Raw genomic sequence first — 24,832 nt, 5'->3', positions numbered from 1 at the left:
CGGCCCGTGGCTCAAGCCGCTGGCTGGCAGCTCGGGCACCAGTAGGCGGCTCGCTGGCGGCCGGGCTCGCCGACCATGTCGACCTCGACCGGCGTGCCGCAACGACGGCACGGCGACCGGTCGCGCCGGTAGACCCACAGCCGCTCGCGCTGGCGCAGGTTGCCGGTGGTCGACTGGATCGCCCGGTGCCGGTTGACCTCGAGCATCTGGTGGGCGCGGCGCAACAGCCGCGGCAGGTCGCGCACGAGCCCGACCGGGGTGGTCGGGTGCACGCCGCTGGTGAAGCACAGCTCGGCCATGTACATGTTGCCGATCCCGGCGAGGTTGCGCTGGTCGAGCAGCGCCTCGCCCAGCGGACGCTCCGGCTGCACGAGCAGTCGGGCGAGAGCCTCGTCGGGATCCCAGTCCGGACCGAGCAGGTCCGGGCCGAGGTGCGCGGTGAGGGCCGCCTCCTCGTGGCGCGGCACCACCTCGACGATGCCGAGCGAGAACCCGACGGCCGTGCGTCCCTCGATCCCGAGCACTGCCCGGACCTGCTCGCCCGGACGCCGCCAGCGGTCGCCGTCGGCGTAGACGTGCCAGGAGCCCTCCATCTTGAGGTGGGTGTGCAGGCTCCAGGCGCGGTCGTGGTCGATCCGCGTGATCAGGTGCTTGCCGCGCGACAGGGTACGCACGACGGTGCCGCCGGTGAGGTCGAGGGTGGCGAAGGCCGGGACGCGGAAGTCGGTGACGGTGAGCCGGTGACCGGTGAGGGCGCGGTCGAGCGCGGCCGCCGACCGGAAGACGGTGTCACCCTCAGGCACGCAGCCTCAGTCCCTTGGGCGTGGCCACGAAGCCGGCTGCCGCGAGCGCCTGGCGGATCGGCGTGTCACCGCCGCCGCCGATCAGCGGCTGGCCGTCGGCCTTCTCGACCGTGAGCCGGCCCAGGGCGCCGCGCCCCGCGGCCTCGGCGAGCGCTGACGCCGCAGGGGTGAGGACGTCCTCGTCCTCGCTCCAGGTGAGCAGCGTGCGGCCGCCGCGCTCGACGTAGACGGTGAGCGCCCCGTCGACCAGCACGACCATCGCCCCGGCCTTGCGGCCCGGCCGGTGGCCGGAGCGCTCGGCATCGGCCTCGGGCCACGGCAGGGCCGCGCCGAAGACGTTGGCCGGGTCGGTCGCGGCGAGGGCGACCACCTCGGGCTTGGCGCCCGACGCCGACGCGGGGTCGGAGAAGGTGCGCAGCCGGTCGACGGCGCCAGCCGTGCCGAACTGCGCGGCACCGAGGCCCTCGATGAAGTAGCCGCGACGGCAGCGGCCGGAGTCCTCGAAGGCGCTGAGCACCTTGTAGACGCCCGCGAAGCCCCCGGCGACCCGCTCGCTCACCACGGCGCCTCGGGTGACGACGCCGTGCCGCTCGAGGAGGTGCTCGGCGCGCGCGTGGGCGCGACGGGTCGGGTCGTCGTCGCGCTCGGGCAGCAGGGCCCACCGTCCGGCGGTCTCGGGAGGGCCGGTGCGGGCCGGCATCCGGCCCCCGCCCCGACCGGGGCGACCCAGGCGCGGGGGCGTGCGGCGGGTGCGGTGCGACGGGGTGCCGCTGCGGACGAGGGCGCGCAGCGGGGTGAGCGTGTCGTTGGTGACGCGGCCCTGCCAGACCAGCTCCCAGAGCGCGGTCGACAGCTCGGCGTCGCTCGTGGCGCCGACCCGGTCGGCGAGCTGGCGGAAGAACCACGCCCCGCCGGGGTCGAGCGCGTCGAGGACGGCGCGCTGCAGGCCGGTCGGCTCGTCGGCCTCGACCTCGGGCAGGGTGAGGTGGGCCTGGTCGGCGAGGTGGAGGCTCACCCAGCCGTCGCTGCCGGGCAGCGGGGCGTGACCCGACCAGATCACCTCGCCCGACGCGGTGAGCTCGTCGAGCATCGAGGGCTCGTAGTCGCGGACCCGCGCCGCGAGGACCAGCGGCTCGAGCGCACTGGCCGGGACCGGGCAGCCGGCGAGCTGGTCGATCGCGGCGACCACGCCGTCGACGCCGCGCAGCTGGCTGCGGCCGGTGCCGCCGACGCGCTGCCAGGCGGGGAGGAACCGGGCGACCGCGTCCTGCGGGACCGGCTCGATCTCCTGGCGCAGCCGGGCCAGCGAGCGACGGCGGAGCTTGCGCAGCACCTCGGCGTCGCACCACTCGCTGCCCGAGCCCGAGGGGCGGAACTCGCCGTCGAGCACCCGACCGCGGTGGGCCAGGCGCTGGAGGGTCTGGCGCGCCACCGCCTCGCCGAGCCCGAGACGGCTGGCGACCTCGGTCGTGGTGAAGGGCCCGTGGCTGCGGGCGTAGCGCGAGACGAGGTCACCGAGCGGGTCGTCGGGGAGCTCGAGGAAGGCGTCGGGGGTGCCGACCGGGACCGGCACGCCGAGGCCGTCGCGGAGCCGTCCGATGTCCTCGATCGCGGTCCAGCGCTCGTCGCCGGCCATCCGGACCCGGAGCACCCGGCGGCTGGCCTCGAGCTCGGCGAGCCACGCCTCGACGTCGGCGCCGTCGACCGCGCGGGCGCGGACCTCGTCGGTCGACAGCGGTCCGACGAGCCGGAGCAGGTCGGCGACCCCCTCGGCGGTGCGGGCGCGCCGGTCGTCGGCCAGCCACTGGAGCTCGGCCTCCACCTCCGCGAGCACCTCGAGGTCGAGCAGCTCGCGGAGCTCGGCGCGTCCGAGCAGCTCGGCGAGCAGGCCCTGGTCGAGGGACAGCGCGGCGGCCCGGCGCTCGGCGATCGGGGAGTCGCCCTCGTAGACGAACTGGGCGACGTAGCCGAAGAGCAGGCTGCGCGCGAACGGGCTGGGCGTCGTGGTGGCGACGTCGACGACCGTGACCTCCCGGCGCTGGACCCGACCGAGCAGCGCGACGAGGGCGGGGAGGTCGTAGACGTCCTGGAGGCACTCGCGCACCGCCTCGAGCACGATCGGGAACGACGGGTACTGCGAGGCGACCTCGAGCAGCTGGGCGCTGCGCTGGCGCTGCTGCCACAGCGGGCTGCGGCGGCCGGGGTCGCGGCGCGGCAGCAGGAGGGCGCGGGCGGCGCACTCGCGGAAGCGGCTGGCGAAGAGGGCCGAGCCGCCGACCTCCTGGGTGACGAGCTGCTCGATCTCCTCGGGCTCGAACACGATCACCTCGCCGGTGGGCGGCTCGGCGTCGGTGTCGGGGATGCGGATCACGATGCCGTCGTCGGAGGCGACCGCCTGGCCGTCGACGTCGAAGCGCTCGCGCAGCCGGGCGTTGATGGCCAGCGCCCACGGGGCGTGGACGGGGGTGCCGTAGGGGGAGTGGACGACCAGGCGCCAGTCGCCGAGCTCGTCGCGGAAGCGCTCGACGACGACCTGGGTGTCGTGCGGGACGACCTGGGTGGCCTCGCGCTGCTCGGTGAGGTAGGTGACGAGGTTGGTGGCGGCGTAGTCGTCGAGGCCGCGCTCCTTGACCTTCGCCACCGCCTTCGCGGGGGTGAGCGCGGCGAGCTCGCGGGTGAAGCTGCCGACCGCGGCGCCGAGCTCGGCGGGACGGCCCAGCGCGTCGCCCTTCCAGAACGGCAGTCGGCCCGGGATGCCCGGAGCAGGCGTGACCAGCACCCGGTCGTGGGTGATGTCCTCGATCCGCCAGCTGGTGGCGCCGAGGGCGAAGACGTCGCCGACGCGGGACTCGTAGACCATCTCCTCGTCGAGCTCGCCGACCCGGCTGGCCTTCTCCCCGACGAGGAAGACGCCGAACAGCCCGCGGTCGGGGATGGTGCCGCCGCTGGTGACGGCGAGGCGCTGGGCGCCCGGGCGACCGCTCAGCGTGTCGGCGACGCGGTCCCACACGATGCGGGGGCGGAGCTCGGCGAACTCGTCGCTGGGGTAGCGGCCGGAGAGCAGGTCGAGAGTGGCGTCGAAGGCGCTGCGCGGGAGCTGGGAGTAGGAGGCGGCGCGCTGCACCAGCGCGAACAGCTCGTCGACGGGCCAGTCCTCCATCGCGAGCGCGGCGACGACCTGCTGGGCGAGGACGTCGAGCGGGTTGGCGGGGACGGCCATCTTCTCGATGGCACCGGTGCGCATCCGCTCGACCGCGACGGCGGTCTGGGCGAGGTCGCCGCGGTGCTTGGGGAACAGCACGCCGCGGCTGGTCTCGCCGACCTGGTGGCCTGCGCGCCCGACGCGCTGGAGGGCGCTGGCGACGCTGGGCGGCGACTCGATCTGGATGACGAGGTCGACCGAGCCCATGTCGATGCCGAGCTCCAGGCTGCTGGTGGCGACGACGCAGGGGAGCCGGCCGCGCTTGAGGTCGTCCTCGATGATCGCCCGCTGCTCCTTGGAGACCGAGCCGTGGTGGGCCTTGGCGATGACCGTCTCGGCCCCCTGGCTCTGGCCGGACTGCGCCATCACCTGGGCTGGGGGCCGTGCCCGCTTCGCGCCGTCTCGCTCGACGTCCTCCTCCGCGGCGCGCTCCGCCCGCTCGGAGGCGATCTCGTTGAGCCGGGCCGTCAGCCGCTCGGCGAGGCGGCGCGAGTTGGCGAAGACGATGGTGGAGCGGTGCTGCTCGACGAGGTCGACCACGTGCTCCTCGACGTGGGGCCAGATGCTGGTGGAGCGACCGGGGTCGCCGGACTCCTCGTCGTACTCCTCGGGCATGGTCATGTCCTCGACGGGCACGACGACGCGCAGGTCCCACTCCTTGGTGCTCGGCGGGGCGACGATCTCGACGGGCTGGCTGCCGCCGAGGAAGCGGGCGACCTCCTCGAGCGGGCGCACGGTCGCACTCAGGCCGATGCGCTGGGCCGGCTGGTCGAGCAGCGCGTCGAGGCGCTCGAGGCTGATCCCGAGGTGGGCGCCGCGCTTGGTGCCGGCAACGGCGTGCACCTCGTCGATGATCACGGTGTCGACGCCGCGCAGGGTCTCGCGCGCCTGGCTGGTGAGCATCAGGAAGAGCGACTCGGGCGTGGTGATGAGGATGTCGGGGGGAGTGGTGCCGAGCTTGCGCCGGTCGGCCGGGCTGGTGTCGCCGGAGCGGAGGCCGACGGTGACGTCGGGGACGGTGGACTCGAGCCGCTCGGCGGTGTTGCGGATGCCGGTGAGCGGGGCGCGGAGGTTGCGCTCGACGTCGACGCCGAGCGCCTTGAGCGGGGAGATGTAGAGCACCCGCGTGCGCCGGGACTTGTCGTCGGGCCGCTCGGTGCTGAGCAGCCGGTCGATCGCGTGGAGGAAGGCGCTGAGGGTCTTGCCGCTGCCGGTCGGCGCGACGACGAGCGCGTGCTTGCCGGCCGCGATCGCGTCCCACGCCCCCTCCTGCGCGGGTGTCGGGCTGGCGAACGACGCCTCGAACCACGCCCGCGTGGGGGCGCTGAACCGGTCGAGGGCGCTCATGCGCGCCAGTCTGTCACCGGGGTCCGACAGCGAGCCTCGCCCGTCGGGCTGGGCTCCGGGGCCCGCCGCGCTAGGTTCGACGGCACCGGACGACCGAGGAGCGACCCGTGATCGAGCTGACCGAGGGGCAGGACTTCACGCTCGCCGTGGAGGGGAAGCCCCTGACGAAGGTGCAGATGGCCATCGGCTGGGACCACAACCCGACGGCCGGGTTCATCGGCAGCGGGGCGCCACCGATCGACCTCGACGCCTCGGCCGTGCAGTTCGCCGGTGGTCAGTTCTTCGACCTCGCCTTCTTCAACCACCTCGCGACCCGCGACGGCTCGGTCGTCCACCTCGGCGACAACACCACGGGCCGGGGCGAGGGCGACGACGAGGTGATCACCGTCGACCTCGACCGCGTCTACTCGAAGGTGGAGTCGATCCTCTTCCTGGTGACGAGCTACCAGGGGCACTCCCTCGAGTTCATCCACAACGCCTACTGCCGCCTCGTCGACGACGACGGCACCGAGCTGGCGCGCGTCACGATCACGCTCGGGGTCCGGGAGACGGGGCTCGTGATGGCGAGGCTGTTCCGCGACGGATCGGCCTGGAAGCTCGGTGCGATCGGGGCCGGCATCGCCCTGAATACGCCGACGGACTCGCTCGAGTCGCTGCTGCCGTTCGTCTGAGCGCGGCTACTGCTCGAGCCCGCGCAGGGCGACGCCCTGGCTCGCGGTGAGCTCGGCCGTGCGCCTCGCCCACCCGGAGACGTCGGCGTCGCGGAGGCTGGCGAGCTGGTGGGGGTCGCGCGCGAGGTCGTAGAGCTCCCACTCCCCGGTGCCGTGGTGCTCGACGTACGCGTGCGGGCCCTCCCGCAGCAGCGACCACCCCAGGTGCGTGTTCTCGACGAGCAGCCGGCGGCGCCAGGCGCTCCACTCCCCGGACCTCAGCGGGCCGAGCATGGACCGGCCGTCGAGCTCGCGGCCCGAGTCGGGGTCCAGCCCGGCGATGTCGAGCGTGGTGGGCATCAGGTCGACCTGCGAGACGAGGGCGTCGACCTCGCCCCGGTCGACGCCGGGACCGCGCACGGCGAACGGGACGCCTGCTGCCTCCTCGTAGGGCTGCGACTTCGACAGCAGCCGGTGCTCGCCGAGGAGGTAGCCGTTGTCGGAGACGAAGAAGATCCACGTCCGCCCGAGCTGGCCGGTGCGGCGCAGGACGTCGAGCACCTTGCCGATCTGGTCGTCGACGTCCTGCAGCTCCTCGAGCTTGCCCTCGTAGAGCCTGCGCATCCGGTCGCGGTCGTGCGGCGGGAGGTCGCGCAGCCACGTGGGCTTGTCGCTCATGTCGCGCTCGTTGAGGGCCGGCGGGTCCCACGCGACCCCGTCGAAGTCGTCGGCGTGCTCCGGGCTGGGCGTGTAGGGCCCGTGCGGCGCGGTCGGCGAGTAGATCGCGAACCACGGCCCGTCCTGGTGGCGGCGGATGAACCGCCGCAGCCGCTTGGCGGCGAAGCGGTCGAACGCGCGCTGCGACCCGACCTGCCGGACCGAGCCGTCGACGTTGACCCTCGGGTCGTCGACCATGCCGTCGAGCAGCGTCACCCACCGGTCCCAGCCGGGAGCGACGTACGTCGGGTCCTGCGCGACGCCGTTCATGTACTTGCCGAAGTAGCCGGTGCCGTAGCCGGCCTGGCTCATCCGGGTCGCGGCGGTGTCCCTGTCGAGCCCTCGGGCGACGAAGGGCTGGTGGGTCATGTTGGTCGAGCAGCCGTGGTTGTGGGGGTAGCGGCTGGTCAGGATCGACGCGCGCGCAGGCCCGCACAGCGGCATCGCGCTGTAGCCGTGCGGGAAGTGGACGCCCTTGCGCACGAGGCGCCTCCAGGTGCGGTCCATCGACCGGAGGGTCGAGCGCATCTGGTCGTCGGTCACGATCCACAGCACGTTGTCCGCCATGCGCCCCACCCTAGGCACGGAGGTCCTACGGTGGACCGATGGAGAGGCTGAGGCGGTGGGCGCTGCGCGGCACCGCCCTCGTGGTCGCGCTGGCGTTCCTCGTCGTCGTCCTCGCCTTCCTCGAGGCGACCGGCGGCCACGACGGGTGGCTGTGCGAGTGGGGGATCGACACCGACGGCGCGGGCACGACCACGACCGGCTGCGGCTGACGCGGGGCTGCTACGGTCCGCCGACCAGGCCGTAGGTCCACACCCTTCCCTCGTCGTCGCGGACCTCGATGACCAGCGGCAGACGCCGGCCGAGGTCTGGCGGGACGAGGACGGTGCCGCCGGGCACGGTGGCACCCTCGACGAGGTCGTCGACCGGATCGCGGCTGCGGCCGCTGCGGTCGTAGTCCCGGTCGAACACGTGGATGCGGTGCGCGACCCCGGGTGTCGTCAGCGACCACGTGCCCTCCTCGCGGTGCACCTGCACCAGCCGGACGCCGAGCCCGGCCGCGAGCAGCGACAGGGCGACCGCCGTGATGACGAACGCGACGCGACGCATCACGGCGCCCCGGTGGTGAGGCCGTCGATCCTCAGGTGCCAGTCGGAGACCGACAGGTCATCGTCGACCTCGCAGCCGAAGGCGAGCTCCGCACCGTCGTCGTCCTCGACGCTGCCGGTCACCGTGAAGCCGTCGCCGGAGGGCGCGACGTCGACCGACCGCTCGACGATCGTCCAGCCCGTCGGCATGGTGTCGTCGCCCTCGTCCGCCATCGTGTCGCGGCACGCGTGCCAGACGTCGGTCGTGGACGTGGGTGTGGCTGAGGTGCAGGCAGCGAGGAGGAGGGTGGCGACGGCCAGCCCGTGGGCGCGCATCAGCTGCATGGGCAGATGCTGCACCACAGCGGGTCTCGCGACAGGACTTCGTCCCTCCTCGACCGACGAGCAGTGGGGCCGGCGGGACCCGTCACCCGAGCAGCGCGAGGTCGCGCCGGACGTAGCGCAGGTGCGCCCACTCCTCCTCGAGGACCACGCGCACGCAGTCGCCGACGGTGGGGTGCCAGTCGAAGCCCCACGGGTCGTCGCGCTCCATCGCCAACGCCTCGGGCGTGACGGAGGCCAGGAAGTCGGTGACGAGCTGCTGGCGCTCGGCACGGACCGCCAGCACCTCGTCCCAGGACGGGGTGTCGGTGCGGAAGGGGGACATGTCGACGCCCATCTGCTCGGCGCCGGTGAACATCAGGCCGATCTCGTGGAACGGCTGGTCGATGCGCAGGATCGCGCCGCGCAGCCAGGTGTCGGTGGCGAGCACCAGGTGGCGCAGGGTCTGGACGAGCGACCACTCGTCCTCGACATGCGCGTCGCGCATCTCGGGCGGGGTCGAGGCCACCGTCTCCGCCCACGCTGCCTGGACCGCGACCCACCCCTCGCGCAGGCCCTCGGGCGTCCTCGCGTGCTGGAGCTCGCGGCCGGGGAACCGCCGGTTGAGCTCGGCCTCGACGAGCGGCACGACGTCCACGCCGTTGACGACGAGCGTACCCATGAAGAGGTCGTGGCTGTCGATGTCGAGGCCGCCGACGTCGACGCCGCGCATGGTCACGCCGCTGACGTCGGAGTGGCGGAAGGTCGCGCCCTTGAGGCTGGCCCGGACGAACGAGCCGCCCTCGAAGTCGTCGCCGGAGAAGGTCGTCATGACCACATCATGGGGCCCGCCACCGACAGCGGGCAGGAGCAGCGCTCAGTCCTCGATGACGTCGAGCCCCTGCTCGCGCAGCCGCGCCAGCCCGTCGAGCATCGCCTGCAGCGCCACGGGGGAGTGCGGCTGCCAGCCGTGCACCTCGTGCAGCACCTTCAGGGCGTGGTGGGTGCGGTAGGACTCGGTCGGGTTGCCGGGGAACTTCTTGTCCGTGACGTTGGGGTCGTCCTCGAACGGGCCCATCGGGTCGACGGCGTAGACGTGGCCGTCGCCCTCCAGCCCGGCCAGCGCCGTCGCGAGCTGGGCACCCCACGCCGCGGTGCTCTCCAGCGTCGTGAAGTAGATGTGGCGCAGCGCCCGGTCGGCGTCGAAGTTGGAGGCGTAGCCGGCGACCAGCTCGTCGCCGGGGCTCAGCTCGGCCTTCGTCCCGTGGAGGAACGGGCCGGAGACGTGGGCGTGGTCCTCGAAGGTCACCCGGCGACGCTCGCTCACGACGCCGCGCCCGGGTCGTCGAGGACGTCGCGCCACGAGTGCTGCGGCTCGAAGCCGACCAGCGAGCGCGCCTTGTCGATGGCGTAGAACGTCTCGTCCCGACCCATCTCGCGGCGCACCTCGACGCCGTCGTAGAAGCGCTCGATCACCTCCTGCGTGGTCGCGGCCACCGACATGTCGGCGTTGGCGACGTTGAAGACCTCGTAGCCCAGGCCGTCGGTCTGCAGGCAGCGCTCGACCATCAGCCCGAGGTCGCGCACGTCGATGTAGGCGAAGATGTTGCGTCGGCGGAGCGAGGGGTCGGTGAGGAACGGCGGGAACAGCTCGGCGTACTCGTGCGGCTCGATGACGTTGTTGATCCGCAGCCCGTAGACGTCGGTGCCGCTGCGTGCCTGGAACGAGCGGGCGGTGACCTCGTTGGCCACCTTCGACATCGCGTAGGAGTCCTCCGGGACCGTGGGGTGCTCCTCGTCGACCGGGACGTAGAGCGGCGTGCGCTCGCCCTGGGCGAAGCAGACGCCGTAGGTGGTCTCGGACGAGGCGAAGACCACCTTCGGGATGCCGAGCCGGGTGGCGGCCTCGAGGATGTTGTAGGTGCTGAGCACGTTGGTCGCGTAGGTCGCGGCGTCGGCCTGCTTGAGGATCGCCGGGATCGCCGCGAAGTGGACGACCGCGTCGTAGGACGGCTTCTCGGGCAGGTCGAGCTCGTCGAACGTGGCCAGCCCGGCGAGCGCCGAGTAGACCTCGCCGGCGTCGGTCAGGTCGACGTGCAGGTCTTGGACGCCGGGCCGGTCGAGCGGCACGAGATCGGCGTTGGTGACCTGGTGTCCCTGCTCGGCGAGGTACGGGGCGACGTGCCGGCCGGCCTTGCCGCTGCCGCCGGTGAAGAAGATGCGCATGCGTCCTTCCTACCGTGACGGTGGACGGCCCGGCACACCCCTGCCGGTCGCCTGCGGGGATCAGCCCCTCGCCGCGGCCCGGGCGTGCAGCTCTCGGAGCTCGTCGGCGAGCTCGGGTGCGGGACCCGACACCGGGAGGTCCGGTGCGACGGCGCCGATCGGCAGCGGTGCCACCGGTCCCGGCGCCTGGCCGCTTCGCCACTCGGCGAGCTGGGCGGTGGAGCCGGCGTAGACGATCCGGCCCAGCCCGACCCACGCGTGCCCGGCGGAGCACATCGGGCAGTGCTCGCCGGAGGTGTAGACGGTGCACGCGGGACGTGCGTCGGCCGGCACGTGGGCGGCGGCCCAGCGGGCGAGGTCGAGCTCGGGGTGCCGGGTCTGGTCGCCCCCGCCCGTGCGGTTGCGCTCCTCGCGCAGCACCGCGCCGTCCGGTGCGACCAGCACGGATCCGAACGGCTCGTCGCCGGCGTCCAGGGCCTCGCGAGCGAGCTCGACACAGCGACGCAGGTGGACCAGGTCCTCGGCGGTGGGTGCGGTGGGCTCCATCCTGCGACAGTAGGCCGGGTCAGCGGGTGGCGTCAGCCCGGTTCTCGGCAGCCCGCCGCACCAGGACCGCCCGCTCGCCCTCGTTGCGGGTGAGTCCGGCCGCCTCGTCGAACGCCGTCGCGGCCTCGCCGTGGCGGCCGGCGCGCTGGAGGAGGTCACCCCGCACACTGGCCGGCAGGGGAGAGGCTCCCAGCGCGGACACGTCGACCGCGTCGAGCACCGCGAGCCCGGCGTCCGGGCCGTGGGCGCGGCCGTGCGCGACGGCGCGGTTGACCTCGACGACCGGGCCGGGCGCGGCCTCGGCCAGCACGTCGTAGAGCGTCGCGATGCGACGCCAGTCGGTGTCCTCTGCGCGGCGGGCGGCCGCGTGCTGGGCGGCGATGGAGGCCTGCAGGAAATACCGGCCGACCGGCGCCCCGGACGCCGCCAGGGCGCTCGCACGCTCCAGCACGGACAGGCCGCGGCGGATCCGGAGCTCGTCCCACAGGGTGCGGTCCTGGTCCTCCAGCAGCACCGGCTCACCCGCGGCGGACAGGCGAGCGGCGGTGCGCGAGCCCTGCAGCTCCATCAGCGCCTGGAGGCCGAGCACCTCGACCTCGTCGGAAGCGAGGTCGGCGAGCATCCGGGCCAGCCCGGTGGCCTCGTCGACGAGGTCCGTGCGCATCCAGTCGTCGCCGGCGGTGGCGGAGTAGCCCTCGTTGAAGATCAGGTAGAGCACGGCCATCACGTCGTCGAGGCGGGCGACCCGCTCGGCGCCGGTGGGCAGCTCGAGCTCGGCGCGGGCCAGGGCGAGGGTCTTCTTGGCCCGCGAGATCCGCTGGCCCATCGTGGCCTCGCTGGTCAGGAACCCGCGCGCGATCTCGGCGGTCGTCAGGCCACCGACCAGGCGCAGGGTCAGCGCGGCGCGCGACTCCGGCGTCAGCGACGGGTGGCAGGTCAGGAAGACCAGCCGCAGGACGTCGTCCTCGATGTGGTCGACCTGGTCGTCGAGGTCCGGCACCTCTGCCTCCTCCCCGCGGCCGTGCTCGAGCTCGGCCACCTTGCGGCGCAGCGTCTCCGCGCGCCGGAAGTGGTCGACGCCGCGGCGCTTCGCCGTGGTCATCAGCCAGGCGGACGGATTGTCCGGGATCCCGGTGGCCGGCCACTGCTCGAGCGCGGCGAGGAGCGCGTCCTGCGCGAGGTCCTCGGCGAGGTCGACGTCGCGGGTCATCCGGGTGAGGGCGCCGACGAGGCGGGCCGACTCGGCCCGCCACGCGGCGATCACGGCCCCCGTGGGGTCGTCAGTCGTGGTCCCTGCCGGCACGCGGCCAGCGTAGTGAGCCGCGCTCAGTCGGTGGGCTCCTCGGGACCCTCGGAGATCTGGCGCAGCGTCGAGATCACGGTGACCTCGGGCCAGTGGTCGGCGTGCAGCTGCGCGAAGACCTCGTGGTCGGCGATCGCCGCCTCGACGGTCGGGTACTCCATGATCGCCCAGCCGCCGACGACCTCCTTGCCCTCGGCGTACGGGCCGTCGACGCGGGTGACCTCGCCCTGGCGGACGACGAAGTTCACGGCGTCCTCGGTGCCGTAGAGCCCACCGCCGTCAACGAAGCGGCCGTCGGCGGCGCGCTCGCCGATGTGGGCGTCCATCGCCTCGAACAGCGACTTCGGCGGCATCCCGATGTTCTCCTCCATGCGGACGAATCCCATGAAACGCGGCATCTCTCTCAACTCCTGTGTGGGTGTGGACTGCTTGTCTCGCACGTACGTCGCACGGGTGTGGCTCGCTTCGACATGGACCGACCGGAAACTTTTCGGACAGTCTCGCGACGGACCCGGTTGCTTGCCACCCCGTCGCAGGATGGAGCCATGGCACACCTCGCGCGCACGCTCGGCGGCCTCGCGGCCGGACTCGTCGCGGCCCTCACGGCAGGCTGCTCCGGCGACACGGCCGCATCCGGCGCGCTCGGTCCCGCCACGGCGGAGGGCGACCGCGACTGGCCCTTCGCGGTGGAGGAGGTGGACCGCTACGACGAGCCGTGGGCGATGGCGTTCCTGCCCGGCTCCGGAGACCTGCTGGTGACCGAGCGCAGCGGCGTGCTGCACCTGCGCGACGCCGACACGGGCGAGCAGGTCGAGGTGGGCGGCGTCCCGGAGGTGGTGGACGCCGGTCAGGGCGGGCTCGGCGACGTGGCGCCGGCGCCGACCTTCGAGCAGGACGGCACGATCTACCTCAGCTGGGTGGAGGCGGGTGACGGCGGCACCGGCGCCGTGGTCGGCCGGGCGCGGCTCGACGCCGGTGGGTCGTCGGCGTCGCTGGAGGACCTCGAGGTCCTGTGGCGGCAGGTGCCGAAGGTGGAGGGCGACGGCCACTTCAGCCATCGGATCGCCTTCTCGCCCGACGGGCAGCACCTCTTCGTGACCTCGGGCGAGCGCCAGCAGGGGAGTCCCGCGCAGGACACCTCGAACAACCTCGGGTCGATCGTCCGGCTGACCCTCGACGGGGACCCCGCCCCCGGCAACCCGCTGGAGGACCGCGGCGGGGTGAGCGCCGAGCTCTGGAGCTGGGGGCACCGCAACGCCCTGGGACTCCAGTTCGCCCCGGACGGCACGCTGTGGGAGACCGAGATGGGGCCCGAGGGCGGTGACGAGCTGAACGTCATCGAGCCGGGCAGCAACTACGGCTGGCCCGAGGTGTCCAACGGCAGCGACTACGGCGGCGGCGAGATCCCCGACCACGCCGAGGGCGACGGCTTCGCGGCGCCTGCGGCGTGGTGGAACCCGAGCATCTCGCCGGGCAGCCTGCTGGTCTACGACGGCGAGATGTTCGCCGACTGGCGCGGTGACGCCCTCATCGGGGCGCTGTCCGGTGAGGCGCTGGTGCACGTCGACCTCGACGGTACGTCGGCCGGCGAGCAGCAGGTCTACGACCTCGGGCAGCGGGTCCGGGCCGTCGACGAGGCGCCGGACGGATCGATCTGGCTGCTCGAGGACGAGGGCTCGGGACGGCTGCTGCGGCTCACGCCGGCAGGCTGAGCGTCACCCGCGGCGAGGTCGGCGGGCGTCGACCGGGAAGCCGAACTCGGTGAAGACGCCGGGGCTGAATCCGACGTGGTCCGGTGGCCGGGTGGTCAGCCCGGGCAGGCCCACCGAGGCGACCAGGGAGTCGTCGAGGGCCACCACTTCGGCGTCGTGCACCGGCCACGGCTCGTGCCGGTTGGGGACGTAGAGGGTGCGTCCGAGCACCGAGGTGTGCAGTCCCCAGCGGGCGCTGAGGAAGTGGTCGAGCTCGGTCGGCTCGCGGCGCGGCCCGGGTCGTACGGCGACGTGCGTCGCGCCCCGGGCGCCGGGCCAGCGGAGCCGGGCGTCGTAGGTGTGCACGCCCGCGTCGAGCCGGTGGCGCATCCGGGCCCACCGGTAGGGCACGCCGAAGCCGGCCCGCGCGCCCAGCACCACGGCCAGGCGGTCGGCGTCGAGGCTGAGGAACACGATGCCGCGCCGCCCGGTGTCGTCGACGGAGTAGAGGCGCACGTTGGTCTCCAGGAACGTGCCGAGCCACGGCGTGCCCGGGAGCCGGAACGGCGAGGCGTCGACCATCCGGAACGGGATCAGCCCGACGTAGGTGCGTCCGTCGAGCGTGTCGGGGCGCACGCCGCGCGGCATCCGGTCGGCGACCAGCGCCGGGTCGACCGCCCAGTGCAGGAAGGTCAGGTCGCGCCAGTGCTGGTTCATCAGCACGGGCCCGGCCACGGCGGGCGCCTGCGGCGTGACGTCCTCGACCACGCGCTCGTCCACGGTCCGATCCTACGGACCCGGGTGCGCTACCGCGGTGTCGTACGTCTGATCTAGGGTCCTGCGACGTGAGGGAGACCATGATCTCGGCGCGGGGGCTGCGCAAGTCGTTCGGGGACTTCGAGGCCGTGAGGGGCATCGACGTCGAGGTGCTCCAGGGTGAGGCGTTCGGGTTCCTCGGGCCCAACGGCGCCGGCAAGTCGAGCACCATGCGGATGATCGCCTCCGTCAGCCCGGTGAGCGGCGGCGAGCTGCGGATCCTCGGCATGGACCCGGCCACCGACGGTCCGGCGATCCGGGGCCGGCTCGGCGTGTGCCCGCAGGAGGACACCCTCGACAACGAGCTCAACGTCTTCGACAACCTCTACATCTACGGCCGGTACTTCGGCCTCGACCGCGCCACCTGCCGCGAGCGGGCCAGCGAGCTGCTCGAGTTCGCGCAGATCACCGAGAAGGCCAAGGCCAAGGTCGAGGACCTCTCGGGCGGCATGAAGCGCCGCCTGACGATCGCGCGCAGCCTGATCAACAACCCCGACGTGCTGCTGCTCGACGAGCCCACGACGGGTCTCGACCCGCAGGCCCGCCACGTGCTGTGGGACCAGCTGTTCCGCCTCAAGCAGTCCGGCGTCACGCTGGTCATCACGACCCACTACATGGACGAGGCCGAGCAGCTGTGCGACCGGCTCGTCGTGATGGACAAGGGCGTGATCGCCGCCGAGGGATCGCCCCGCGAGCTGATCGACGCCCACTCCACCCGCGAGGTCGCCGAGCTGCGCTTCGGCGTCGGCGAGCACGAGGCGCTCGCGGAGAAGGTCGAGGACCTCGGCGAGCGGGTCGAGGTGCTGCCCGACCGGCTCCTGGTCTACAGCGACCACGGCGAGGACGTCGTGACGGCCGTGATCGAGCGCGGGCTCCAGCCGATCGCGACGCTCGTGCGCCGCTCCACCCTCGAGGACGTCTTCCTGCGCCTCACCGGCCGGAGCCTGGCCGACTGATGGCGACCTCGACCTCCGCCGCCCGGCCCACCGGCACCCTCTCCGCGTGGGAGGGGATGGCCCGCCAGTACGACTACTGGCTCACCGTCTACAAGCGCACCTGGCGCGGGGGAGTCGCCAACTCGTTCGCGACCCCGCTCTTCTACGTCCTGGCGATGGGCGTGCTGCTCGGCGGCTTCATCGACGCCGATCCCGCGCGGCTCGAGGGCGCGACCTCGTACCTCGCCTTCATCGTCCCCGGGCTGGTGGCGGCGCACGCCATGACCCTGGCGGTCAGCGAGTCGACCTATCCGGTGATGGGCGCCATCAAGTGGCACAAGACCTTCTACGCCCAGCTCGCGACACCGCTGGCGGTCCGCGACCTGGTCAACGCGTTCCTCGCCTTCGTGGTCTTCCGGGTGGCGTCGGCGTGCGCGGTGTTCATGCTCGTGCTGGCACCGTTCGGCGTCTTCGAGAGCTGGTGGGGTCCGGTGCTGGCGTGGGTCGCGCAGGTGCTCGTCGGCACGGCGTTCGCGGCGATCACGTTCGGCTACTCCGCGCGGTTGAAGTCCGAGGAGGGCTTCGGCCTGGTGTTCCGGCTCGGGGTCCTGCCGCTCACCCTGTTCTCCGGGGCGTTCTTCCCGATCAGCAACCTCGGACCGGTGCTCGAGTGGGTCGCCCGGCTCACCCCGCTGTGGCACGGCGTCTCGCTGTCGCGCATGTTCTGCCTCGACACCGTCGACTGGCCGCTCGCGCTGGTCAACCTGGCGGTCCTGGTCGGGCTCACCGCGGTGGGCTGGGTGTGGTCGGTGCGGGGCCTCGACAAGCGGCTGGAGGTCTGAGGTGGCCGTCCTGTCCGGGGTCGCGGTCCCCGCTCCGCTGTCGTCCACCGGCGCCGCCCGGCTGCTGGTGCTGCGCAACTTCATCGTCTACCGCTCGGCCTGGAAGCTCTTCCTCACCGGCTTCCTCGAGCCCGTGCTCTACCTCTTCTCGATCGGCATCGGCGTCGGCCAGCTCATCGACACCTTCGAGTTCCACGGCGAGCAGGTGCCCTACGCCGCCTTCGTCGCGCCCGCCATGCTCGCCACGTCGGCGTTCAACGGGGCGCTGCTCGACAGCACGTTCAACGTGTTCTTCAAGCTCAAGTACGAGAAGCTCTACGACCAGATGCTGGCCACGCCGCTGTCGACCGGCGACATCGCCCGGGGCGAGATCATCTGGGGCCTGCTGCGCGGCTCGGTCTACTCCGCCGCGTTCCTCGTCGTGATGCTGGCGATGGGACTGGTCGAGTCGTGGTGGGCCGTGCTGGCCCTGCCGGCGACGGTGCTGATCGCGTTCGCGTTCTCGGCCGTCTGCATGGCGCTGACCACGTGGATGACGAGCTGGCAGGACTTCGACAAGATCACCCTCGCCCAGATGCCGCTGTTCCTGTTCTCGGCGACCTTCTTCCCGGTCGAGGCGTTCGGTGACGGGTTGCTGCGCTGGGTCGTCGAGGCCACCCCGCTCTATCGCGGCGTCGTGCTGTGCCGCGAGCTGACCACCGGGGTGGTGACCTGGGAGTCGGCGGTCTCGGTCGTCTACCTCGTCGTCATGGGCCTCGTCGGGCTCGCAGTCGTACGACGCCGGCTGGACGCGTTGCTGCTCACCTGAGGCCCGCCGCGGGGTGGGCCATACCCCAAGTTTCGGTGTGGGCGACCCCTGCGCCGCGCGCGTAGCGTCCTTGTCGGCTCCGACCGGCAGCACCGTGTCGCGGGCCTGGGGAGGGAGCGGGGTGAGCTCCATGGTGGGAGAACACGTCCAGGAGGACCGGATCGCGACTGCGTCGCGGCGCCGGGAGCCGGCGGCGACGCGCCGCGGGAAGGCCGCGGCATGGGTCGTGTCGCTCGTGGCCACCGGCGCCTCGACCTACGCGCTCGAGGCAGTGGCCACGGCTGCGGGGCTGCTCCTGGCGACGTCCGGGATCCTCGACGGCCGGGGCAAGCCCGTCCTGGTGGGCCTGCTCGTCGTCAGCTACGGGGTGTGGGGCCTGGGCCTCCGGACGAACCTGCGCGCCAACCACGAGCTCCTGACCCTCACCGGGACGAGCACCAACGTGCTGTCGAAGGCCGCCCACGACCTCGCAGTCGCCCGCTCCGCGGGGCCACGGGCCCTCCATCTCGCCTCCGCCGCGGGTTACGTGACGGCCGAGCTGGTCAAGGAAGTGCCCTACTACGCCGGGGCGTTCGGCGCCTCCGCGGTGACCTACGCCGTCACGTCGTCCGACGCCCTGGTCTTCCTCGTCGGGACCAACCTGGGGGCGGGTGCCTACGAGCACGGCCTGGGGAGGCTCACCCGTCTGGTGCTGTCGCGCCGCTGAGCCGGTGCCCACTGGCGACGCGTCGGGGCCCGCACGTAGGTTTCGGGGCATGGAGCCCACCGCCGCGACCACGTCCGACTCCTACGCGCAGGGCGACAGCACGCCCGCCCTGCTCGAGGAGACGATCGGCGCCAGCCTCGCCCGGACCGTGGCGTCGCACCCCGATCGCGAGGCGCTCGTCGAGTGCGCCAGCGGACGCCGCTGGACGTGGGCCGAGCTCGACGCGGACGTCGACCGGGTCGCACGCGGCCTGATCGGCGCCGGCATCGAGAAGGGCGACCGGGTCGGCATCTGGGGACCCAACAGCGCGGAGTGGACGCTCGTGCAGTTCGCCACCGCGCGGGTCGGCGCGATCCTCGTCAACGTCAACCCGGCCTACCGCACCCACGAGTTCGCCTACGTCGCCAACCAGTCCGGCATGCGCCTGCTGGTCAGCGCGACCTCGTTCCGCACGAGCGACTACCGCGCGATGATCGAGCAGACGCGTGTCGACACCCGTGCACTGGAGCGCGTGGTGCACCTCGACGACGAGGAGAGCTGGGCCGGGCTGCTCGCCGACGGCGACGCCGTCACGGACGAGGCACTGGCCGAGCGCGCGGCGTCGCTGACGCCCACGGACCCGATCAACATCCAGTACACCTCCGGCACGACCGGGTTCCCCAAGGGTGCCACCCTCAGCCACCGCAACATCCTCAACAACGGCTACCTCGTGGGCGAGGTCTGCGGCTACACCGAGGCCGACCGGGTCTGCATCCCGGTGCCCTTCTACCACTGCTTCGGCATGGTGATGGGCAACCTCGCGTGCGCCACCCACGGCGCCACCATGGTGATCCCGGCGCCCGGCTTCGACCCCGCCCTCACCCTCGCCGCGACCGCCGACGAGGCGTGCACCTCGCTCTACGGCGTACCGACGATGTTCATCGCCGAGTGGGCGCTGCCTGACTTCTCGTCCTACGACCTGTCCTCGGTCCGCACCGGCATCATGGCCGGCTCGCCGTGCCCGGAGGAGATGATGAAGAAGCTCATCGCCGCCGGCATCGACGAGATGACCATCGCCTACGGCATGACCGAGACGTCGCCGGTCTCCACCCAGACCCGTACCGACGACTCGCTGGAGCGCAAGGTCGGCACTGTCGGCCGGGTGTGCCCGCACCTCGAGGTCAAGATCGTCGACCCGGTGACGGGCGAGACGGTGCCGCGCGGCGAGGCCGGCGAGTTCTGCACCCGCGGCTACTCGGTGATGCTGGGCTACTGGGACGAGCCGGAGAAGACCCGGGAGGCGATCGACGCCGACGGGTGGATGCACACCGGCGACCTCGGCGTGATGGACGACGAGGGCTACGTGCGGATCACCGGTCGGATCAAGGACATGGTGATCCGGGGCGGGGAGAACATCTACCCGCGCGAGATCGAGGAGTTCCTCTACACCCACCCCGACGTCGAGGACGTCCAGGTGGTCGGGGTGCCGGACGAGAAGTACGGCGAGGAGCTGTGCGCGTGGCTGCGGATGCGCCCGGGCGCCGACCCGCTGGACGCCGACGGGGTCCGGGCGTTCGCGACCGGCCGGCTCGCGCACTACAAGATCCCGCGCTACGTCATGGTCGTCGAGGAGTTCCCGATGACCGTCACCGGCAAGGTCCGCAAGGTCGAGATGCGCGAGGTCTCCACCCGCGAGCTCGGGCTGGCCTGAGCCGCGCTCAGTCGAGCACCAGGGAGTACCACGCCAGGTCGATCCAGCGGTCGAGCTTGCGGCCCACCTGCCGCATCACGCCGACCTGCTCGAAGCCGCACGCCTCGTGCAGGCCCTGGCTCGCCGGGTTGGGCAGCGCGACGCCGGCCACGACGGCGTGCACCCCGTCCGCGCGCAGCAGCGCCAGCAGGGCGTCGTACATCTGCCGGCCGACGCCGAGCCCCTGGTGGCCGGGCACGACGTAGACGGTGGTCTCGCGCGTGTGGCGGTAGGCCGGCTTGGGGCGGTAGGGCGCCGACGAGACCCAGCCGACCACCTCGCCGTCGTGCTCGGCGACGAGGAGGTGGTCCGGTCCGGCTAGCTTCTCCTCCCAGAACGCGATCGGTCGCGGCTCGTGGTCGAACGTGGCGTACCCCTCGCGGGCCTCGCGTCCGTAGATCGCGGCGACGGCAGGGAGGTCGGCGGGAACTGCGCGGCGGATGTCCATTCCGCCCATTGTCCCCGGCGCCGGGGCTGGTTGGATGCAGGCGTGAGCAGCACCCCCGACATCACGTCTGAGATCACGCCCGACACCAAGGACTGGACCTGGGTCCTCGAGCGTCCCTGCCCCGACTGCGGGTTCGATCCGTCCGCCCAGGGCCTGGCCGACCTGCCCGGGCTCCTGCACGACACGGCGATGACCTGGTCGGAGGTGCTGCGTCGCCCCGACGTGGGCGAGCGACCCTCGCCGGGGGTCTGGTCGCCGCTCGAGTACGCCTGCCACGTGCGCGACGTCCACGTGCTGTTCGCCGAGCGGGTGCGGCTGATGCTGGAGGAGGACCGACCGGTCTTCGCCAGCTGGGACCAGGACGTCACGGCCGTCGAGTCCGACTACCCGTCGCAGGACCCCGCCGTCGTCGTCGGTGACCTGATCGACGCCGCCGGTGCGGTGGCCGGTCTCTACGCCCGCGTCGACGAACGGGGCGCCGCGCGACGTGGCACCCGCTCCAACGGTGACCAGTTCACCGTCGCCTCGCTCGGCAGCTACCACCTGCACGACGTCGTCCACCACCTCCACGACGTCGGCGCCTGGCCCGACGAGGTCCTCCGGACCGTCGGCGCCTACGACCAGGACGCAGCTGCCTACGCCCTCGCCGCGCCGCCGGTGCCGGACAGCGTCCGCGCCGACGTCGCCGCGCTCGCCGACCGGCTCGGTGCCGGCGCGCGGGTGCTGGAGGTCGGCAGTGGCGGCGGTCGCGACGCGCTGCTGCTCGAGGCAGCCGGGCTGGTCGTCCGGCGCACGGACGTCACGCCCGGCTTCGTCACGCTGCTGCGCGAGCAGGGCCACACGTGCGACCTCCTCGACCCGCTCGTCGACGACCTCACCTCGCCGGAGGGCCCGTACGACGCGGTCTGGGCCAACGCCTCGCTGCTGCACGCGCGACGGGCGGACCTGCCGACGGTGCTCGCGCGGCTCGCCACCGTGACCCGCGTCGGCGGCGAGCTGCGCGCCTCGTTCAAGGAGGGCGACGGCGAGGGGTGGTCGACGCACGGCTCGGTCACCCGCCCCCGCCACTTCACCTACTGGCGCCCGGGTCCGCTGCAGGTAGTCGTCGAGGCCGCGGGGTGGACCGACGTGGTGGTCCGGTCCGGGCTGGCCGGGTCGCGGGACGAGTCGTGGATCGAGCTGTCGGCCACGCGTGGGACCGTGTCCCCATGAGGCACACCGAGTTCTGGGCCCGGCTCGACGACGCACTGGGGCGCGACTACTCCCGCACCTGGGCCGAGCTCACGGTCGTGCGCGACCTCGACGGACGCACGACCCAGGAGGCGCTCGACGCCGGGATGCCGCCCAAGCAGGTGTGGGCGGCCGTGCGCCGCCAGCTCGAGCTGCCCGCGAGCGAGCGGTGACCGGCACCGTCGAGCAGGTCGACCTCGCCGCGGTCCAGCGGCACACGGTCCGGACCCTGGTCGTCTCCCAGGCGGTGGGGGCCGTCGGGGTGACGATCGGCGTCGCGACCGCCTCGCTCCTGGCGCGCGACATCTCCGGGAGCGAGACGCAGGCCGGGCTCGCGCAGACCTTCCAGGTGCTCGGCACGGCCGCGACGGCCTACCTCCTCGCCCGCCTGATGCGTCGGCGCGGGCGCCGTGCGGGGCTGGTGACCGGATACCTCGTCGGCGCGACGGGTGCCGTGCTCGCGGTGCTGGCGGGCGTCGTCGACTCGATGGCCGTGCTCCTCCTCGGGGCCCTGCTGCTCGGGGCGACCACGGCGGTCAACAACGGCTCGCGCTACGCCGCCACGGACCTCGCCACCGAGGCGCACCGCGCCCGTGCGCTGTCCGTCGTCGTCTGGGCGACCACGATCGGCGCCGTCGCCGGCCCCAACCTGACCGGCGTGGGTGGCCGGGTGGCGCGTGCTCTGGGCATCCCGGAGCTCACCGGCGGCTTCGCGATCGGCTCGGTGGTCCTGGTGCTCGCAGCGGTGTGGGTCGGGTGGCGGCTGCGGCCCGACCCGCTGCTGCTCGCCCAGCAGGTCGCGGGGGTCCGCGCGGACGCGGCGAGCGGTCCTGACCGGGGCTCGTGGAGTCGGTTCGCCACCGTCGTGCGGGAGGTGCCGGCGGTCGGGGCAGCGGTCGTGGCGATGGCGTGCGCCCACGCCGCGATGGTCACCGTCATGATCATGACCCCGCTCCACATGGAGCACGGCGGCGCCCACCTCGAGGTGATCGGCTTCGTGATCTCGATCCACGTGCTCGGGATGTTCGCGTTCTCGCCGGTGATGGGGTGGGCCGCGGACCGTCTCGGCCGGAGCACGGTCCTCGTCGCCGGGGGAGCGGTGCTGCTCGTCTCGCTCGCCCTCTGCGGGTCCTCGCCGGAGGGTTCGTCGTGGCAGATCTTCTGCGGGCTGTTCCTGCTCGGCCTGGGCTGGTCGGCGGCGACGGTCGCCGCGTCGACGGTGGTCGCCGACCGGACGCCCATCGAGGCGCGCACCGACGTCCAGGGCACCTCCGACATGGCGATGGCCCTCACCGCGGCCGGCGGCGGCGCGCTGGCGGGCGTGATCGTGGGGTCGCTGGGCTACGCCGCGCTCGCCCTCTTCGCCGCGCTGCTCGCGCTCACGGTCGTGGTCGCCGGCGGCGTGACCCGACGCCACGACTGAGCCGGTAGGCCGATCGGCGGCGCGACACGCCGCGCCGGAGCGCGCGTCGAACACCTGTTCGGGCTACTGTGCGTCCACAGGTACGACGAGGGGCGAGGTTGTCCACAGCAGGTGACGGTCCTGATCAGGGACTGTCGGTGGCTCGCCCTAGCGTCGCAGACGTACCTCACATCACTCACTCGAGAGAACGGGACACAGCAATGGCTGGTGCAGACCGCGAGAAGGCCCTCGACGCCGCCCTCGCCCAGGTGGAGAAGCAGTTCGGCAAGGGCTCGGTCATGCGACTGGGCGACGAGACGCGTGCCCCGCTCGAGGTGATCCCCACGGGGTCGATCGCCCTCGACGTCGCGCTCGGGCTCGGTGGCCTCCCGCGCGGTCGCGTGGTGGAGGTCTACGGTCCGGAGTCCTCCGGAAAGACGACGGTCGCCCTGCACGCGGTGGCCAACGCCCAGGCGGCCGGCGGCATCGTCGCCTTCATCGACGCCGAGCACGCGCTCGACCCGGAGTACGCGAAGGCCCTCGGCGTCGACACCGACGCGCTGCTGGTCTCCCAGCCCGACTCCGGTGAGCAGGCGCTCGAGATCGCCGACATGCTGATCCGCTCCGGTGCGCTGTCGCTGATCGTCATCGACTCGGTCGCAGCACTCGTGCCCCGCGCCGAGATCGAGGGCGAGATGGGCGACAGCCACGTCGGCCTCCAGGCCCGCCTGATGAGCCAGGCGCTGCGGAAGATGACCGGTGCCCTCAACAATGCCGGCACCACCGCCATCTTCATCAACCAGCTGCGCGAGAAGATCGGCGTGATGTTCGGCTCGCCCGAGACCACGACCGGTGGTCGCGCGCTGAAGTTCTACTCCTCGGTGCGCCTCGACGTGCGACGCATCGAGACGCTCAAGGACGGCACCGACATGGTCGGCAACCGCACCCGCGTCAAGGTGGTGAAGAACAAGGTCGCGCCGCCGTTCAAGCAGGCCGAGTTCGACATCATGTACGGCAAGGGCATCAGCCGCGAGGGTGGCCTGATCGACGTCGGCGTCGAGGCGGGCCTGATCCGCAAGGCCGGCGCCTGGTACACCTACGAGGGCGACCAGCTCGGGCAGGGCAAGGAGAACTCGCGCAACTTCCTGCGCGACAACCCCGACCTCGCCAACGAGATCGAGAAGCTGATCCTCGAGAAGCTGGGCGTCACCCCGGTCGTCGACGCGCCCGCCGACGGCCTGAGCGACGAGCCCATCGGGGTCGATGACTTCTGAGCAGCGGCCGGCCCCCGACTGGGTCGGTGACGTCGGCCTCGGCGTGACGGCGTGGGTGGGGGAGACCCCACCCGCGCCGGCCGAGCCGGAGCGGCCCGGCGCCCGCTCGTCGGGCGCGCGGAACAGCGCGCGCAAGAAGGGCGGTCGCAGCCGCACCCGGACCTGGGAGGAGCGCGAGGCCGCCCGCGTGGCGCGTGCGGAGGCCGCCGCAGCGGAGGTCGAGGCCGACCCCGAGGCGGTGGCCCGCAAGATCCTGCTCGACACGCTCACCGGCCAGGCGCGCACCCGTCAGGAGCTCGCCGACAAGCTCGCGAAGCGGGGAGTCCCCGACGAGCTCGCCTCGGCGCTGCTCGACCGGTTCACCGAGGTCGGGCTGGTCGACGACGCCGCCTTCGCGCGGCAGTGGGTGGAGAGCCGGCACCGCAGCCGGGGCCTCGCGCCGCGGGCCCTCAAGCAGGAGCTGCGACGCAAGGGCGTCACCGACGACGACGTCGCCGAGGCGCTCGAGCAGATCGACGACGACGACCAGCGCACGGCCGCACGAGCGCTGGTGGACAAGAAGCTGCGCTCGATGCGCGGGCTCGACCCGCAGGTCGCCACCCGGCGGCTCGCCGGGATGCTGGCCCGCAAGGGCTACTCCTCGGGCCTGGCCTTCGCGGTCGTCCGCGAGGCGCTCGCCGACCACGGTGGCGACGACGTCGACGACCTCGTCGACGCGCACGACCTGCCCGAGGACTGACCACCC

The 24,832-nt window shown here is 72.9% G+C and carries 26 protein-coding genes; 13 read left to right on the top strand and 13 right to left on the bottom strand.

Annotated elements, in window-relative coordinates:
• Window positions 1-11: 11 nt before the first annotated feature.
• Complete coding sequence (locus KDN32_RS11135) at window positions 12-803, bottom strand: DNA-formamidopyrimidine glycosylase family protein (RefSeq protein WP_211732033.1); 792 nt, start codon at window positions 801-803, stop codon at window positions 12-14.
• Window positions 796-5,352, bottom strand: coding sequence for an ATP-dependent helicase (locus KDN32_RS11130; RefSeq protein WP_211732031.1), 4,557 nt, complete (start codon window positions 5,350-5,352; stop codon window positions 796-798). Before KDN32_RS11130 ends, KDN32_RS11135 begins: the two co-directional genes overlap by 8 nt.
• A 107-nt stretch (window positions 5,353-5,459) precedes the next feature.
• Here KDN32_RS11130 and KDN32_RS11125 point away from each other — a divergent pair, with 107 nt between their 5' ends.
• On the top strand, window positions 5,460-6,023 hold the full coding sequence (locus KDN32_RS11125) for a TerD family protein (protein WP_211732030.1): 564 nt from the start codon (window positions 5,460-5,462) through the stop codon (window positions 6,021-6,023).
• A 6-nt stretch (window positions 6,024-6,029) separates the two neighbouring features.
• Here the strand turns inward: KDN32_RS11125 and KDN32_RS11120 are convergent, their stop codons facing one another.
• Window positions 6,030-7,286 (bottom strand): sulfatase family protein, encoded by a 1,257-nt coding sequence (locus KDN32_RS11120; protein ID WP_211732029.1) that lies wholly within the window; start codon window positions 7,284-7,286, stop codon window positions 6,030-6,032.
• 38 nt (window positions 7,287-7,324) lie between these two features.
• Between KDN32_RS11120 and KDN32_RS11115 the strand changes: the two genes are divergently transcribed.
• A complete protein-coding gene (locus KDN32_RS11115) occupies window positions 7,325-7,495 on the top strand; it encodes a hypothetical protein (RefSeq protein ID WP_211732027.1) in 171 nt (56 codons plus the stop codon).
• A gap of 10 nt (window positions 7,496-7,505) precedes the next feature.
• Here the strand turns inward: KDN32_RS11115 and KDN32_RS11110 are convergent, their stop codons facing one another.
• The 8 genes from KDN32_RS11110 to KDN32_RS11075 form a co-directional block, all read right to left on the bottom strand.
• Window positions 7,506-7,835 (bottom strand): hypothetical protein, encoded by a 330-nt coding sequence (locus KDN32_RS11110; RefSeq protein ID WP_211732026.1) that lies wholly within the window; start codon window positions 7,833-7,835, stop codon window positions 7,506-7,508.
• Window positions 7,832-8,155: a hypothetical protein gene (locus KDN32_RS11105; RefSeq protein WP_211732024.1), complete on the bottom strand. Its 324-nt coding sequence runs from the start codon at window positions 8,153-8,155 to the stop codon at window positions 7,832-7,834. Before KDN32_RS11105 ends, KDN32_RS11110 begins: the two co-directional genes overlap by 4 nt.
• An 82-nt stretch (window positions 8,156-8,237) precedes the next feature.
• Window positions 8,238-8,963, bottom strand: coding sequence for a DinB family protein (locus tag KDN32_RS11100; protein WP_211732023.1), 726 nt, complete (start codon window positions 8,961-8,963; stop codon window positions 8,238-8,240).
• Between the two features lie 45 nt (window positions 8,964-9,008).
• Window positions 9,009-9,458: an NAD(+)--rifampin ADP-ribosyltransferase gene (gene arr, locus KDN32_RS11095; RefSeq protein ID WP_307853957.1), complete on the bottom strand. Its 450-nt coding sequence runs from the start codon at window positions 9,456-9,458 to the stop codon at window positions 9,009-9,011.
• Window positions 9,455-10,357, bottom strand: coding sequence for an NAD-dependent epimerase/dehydratase family protein (locus tag KDN32_RS11090; RefSeq protein WP_211732020.1), 903 nt, complete (start codon window positions 10,355-10,357; stop codon window positions 9,455-9,457). The genes arr and KDN32_RS11090 overlap by 4 nt, the downstream gene beginning before the upstream one ends.
• 60 nt (window positions 10,358-10,417) lie before the next feature.
• Complete coding sequence (locus KDN32_RS11085; protein ID WP_211732018.1) at window positions 10,418-10,903, bottom strand: nucleoside deaminase; 486 nt, start codon at window positions 10,901-10,903, stop codon at window positions 10,418-10,420.
• A gap of 19 nt (window positions 10,904-10,922) precedes the next feature.
• A complete protein-coding gene (locus KDN32_RS11080) occupies window positions 10,923-12,206 on the bottom strand; it encodes an RNA polymerase sigma factor (protein ID WP_211732017.1) in 1,284 nt (427 codons plus the stop codon).
• 23 nt (window positions 12,207-12,229) lie between these two features.
• Window positions 12,230-12,592 (bottom strand): YciI family protein, encoded by a 363-nt coding sequence (locus KDN32_RS11075; RefSeq protein WP_249216409.1) that lies wholly within the window; start codon window positions 12,590-12,592, stop codon window positions 12,230-12,232.
• A 159-nt stretch (window positions 12,593-12,751) separates the two neighbouring features.
• Between KDN32_RS11075 and KDN32_RS11070 the strand changes: the two genes are divergently transcribed.
• Window positions 12,752-13,918, top strand: a complete 1,167-nt coding sequence (locus KDN32_RS11070) for a PQQ-dependent sugar dehydrogenase (RefSeq protein ID WP_211732013.1) — start codon at window positions 12,752-12,754, stop codon at window positions 13,916-13,918.
• 3 nt (window positions 13,919-13,921) lie between these two features.
• On the opposite strand, the gene KDN32_RS11065 is transcribed toward KDN32_RS11070, so the two are convergent.
• Window positions 13,922-14,677, bottom strand: coding sequence for a YqjF family protein (locus KDN32_RS11065; RefSeq protein WP_307853956.1), 756 nt, complete (start codon window positions 14,675-14,677; stop codon window positions 13,922-13,924).
• Between the two features lie 65 nt (window positions 14,678-14,742).
• On the opposite strand from KDN32_RS11065, the gene KDN32_RS11060 reads away from it, so the two are divergent.
• The 5 genes from KDN32_RS11060 to KDN32_RS11040 all read left to right on the top strand — a co-directional run bounded on the left by KDN32_RS11060 (window position 14,743) and on the right by KDN32_RS11040 (window position 19,694).
• Window positions 14,743-15,669: an ABC transporter ATP-binding protein gene (locus tag KDN32_RS11060; protein ID WP_443678610.1), complete on the top strand. Its 927-nt coding sequence runs from the start codon at window positions 14,743-14,745 to the stop codon at window positions 15,667-15,669.
• Window positions 15,669-16,490: an ABC transporter permease gene (locus tag KDN32_RS11055; RefSeq protein WP_249216408.1), complete on the top strand. Its 822-nt coding sequence runs from the start codon at window positions 15,669-15,671 to the stop codon at window positions 16,488-16,490. Before KDN32_RS11060 ends, KDN32_RS11055 begins: the two co-directional genes overlap by 1 nt.
• Before the next feature lies 1 nt (window position 16,491).
• A complete protein-coding gene (locus KDN32_RS11050) occupies window positions 16,492-17,298 on the top strand; it encodes an ABC transporter permease (protein WP_307853955.1) in 807 nt (268 codons plus the stop codon).
• 121 nt (window positions 17,299-17,419) lie between these two features.
• Window positions 17,420-18,004 carry a hypothetical protein gene (locus tag KDN32_RS11045; protein ID WP_211732012.1) on the top strand — a complete coding sequence of 195 codons (585 nt, stop codon included), beginning with the start codon at window positions 17,420-17,422 and terminating at the stop codon, window positions 18,002-18,004.
• A 49-nt stretch (window positions 18,005-18,053) separates the two neighbouring features.
• Window positions 18,054-19,694, top strand: a complete 1,641-nt coding sequence (locus KDN32_RS11040; RefSeq protein ID WP_211732010.1) for an AMP-binding protein — start codon at window positions 18,054-18,056, stop codon at window positions 19,692-19,694.
• Window positions 19,695-19,701: 7 nt separating this feature from the next.
• Here the strand turns inward: KDN32_RS11040 and KDN32_RS11035 are convergent, their stop codons facing one another.
• A complete protein-coding gene (locus tag KDN32_RS11035; protein ID WP_211732009.1) occupies window positions 19,702-20,181 on the bottom strand; it encodes a GNAT family N-acetyltransferase in 480 nt (159 codons plus the stop codon).
• 42 nt (window positions 20,182-20,223) lie between these two features.
• On the opposite strand from KDN32_RS11035, the gene KDN32_RS11030 reads away from it, so the two are divergent.
• From KDN32_RS11030 to KDN32_RS11010, 5 genes are all read left to right on the top strand, one after another.
• Window positions 20,224-21,393: a methyltransferase domain-containing protein gene (locus tag KDN32_RS11030; protein ID WP_211732007.1), complete on the top strand. Its 1,170-nt coding sequence runs from the start codon at window positions 20,224-20,226 to the stop codon at window positions 21,391-21,393.
• Entirely contained in the window at window positions 21,390-21,584 is a 195-nt protein-coding gene (locus KDN32_RS11025; protein ID WP_211732006.1) for a DUF3046 domain-containing protein, read from the top strand. Before KDN32_RS11030 ends, KDN32_RS11025 begins: the two co-directional genes overlap by 4 nt.
• Window positions 21,581-22,834 (top strand): MFS transporter, encoded by a 1,254-nt coding sequence (locus KDN32_RS11020; protein ID WP_211732005.1) that lies wholly within the window; start codon window positions 21,581-21,583, stop codon window positions 22,832-22,834. The genes KDN32_RS11025 and KDN32_RS11020 overlap by 4 nt, the downstream gene beginning before the upstream one ends.
• A gap of 200 nt (window positions 22,835-23,034) precedes the next feature.
• The gene (gene recA / locus KDN32_RS11015; protein WP_211732004.1) at window positions 23,035-24,087 is read left to right on the top strand and encodes a recombinase RecA; all 1,053 of its coding nucleotides are present in this window, start codon (window positions 23,035-23,037) and stop codon (window positions 24,085-24,087) included.
• Complete coding sequence (locus tag KDN32_RS11010) at window positions 24,077-24,826, top strand: regulatory protein RecX (protein ID WP_211732002.1); 750 nt, start codon at window positions 24,077-24,079, stop codon at window positions 24,824-24,826. The genes recA and KDN32_RS11010 overlap by 11 nt, the downstream gene beginning before the upstream one ends.
• The last annotated feature ends 6 nt before the right edge of the window (window positions 24,827-24,832 follow it).

This window comes from Nocardioides palaemonis, from assembly GCF_018275325.1.
In the GTDB taxonomy this organism is placed as follows: domain Bacteria; phylum Actinomycetota; class Actinomycetes; order Propionibacteriales; family Nocardioidaceae; genus Nocardioides; species Nocardioides palaemonis.
The sequence above is the reverse complement of the archived record's forward strand: the minus strand, read 5'-3'. Positions and strand labels throughout refer to the sequence as shown.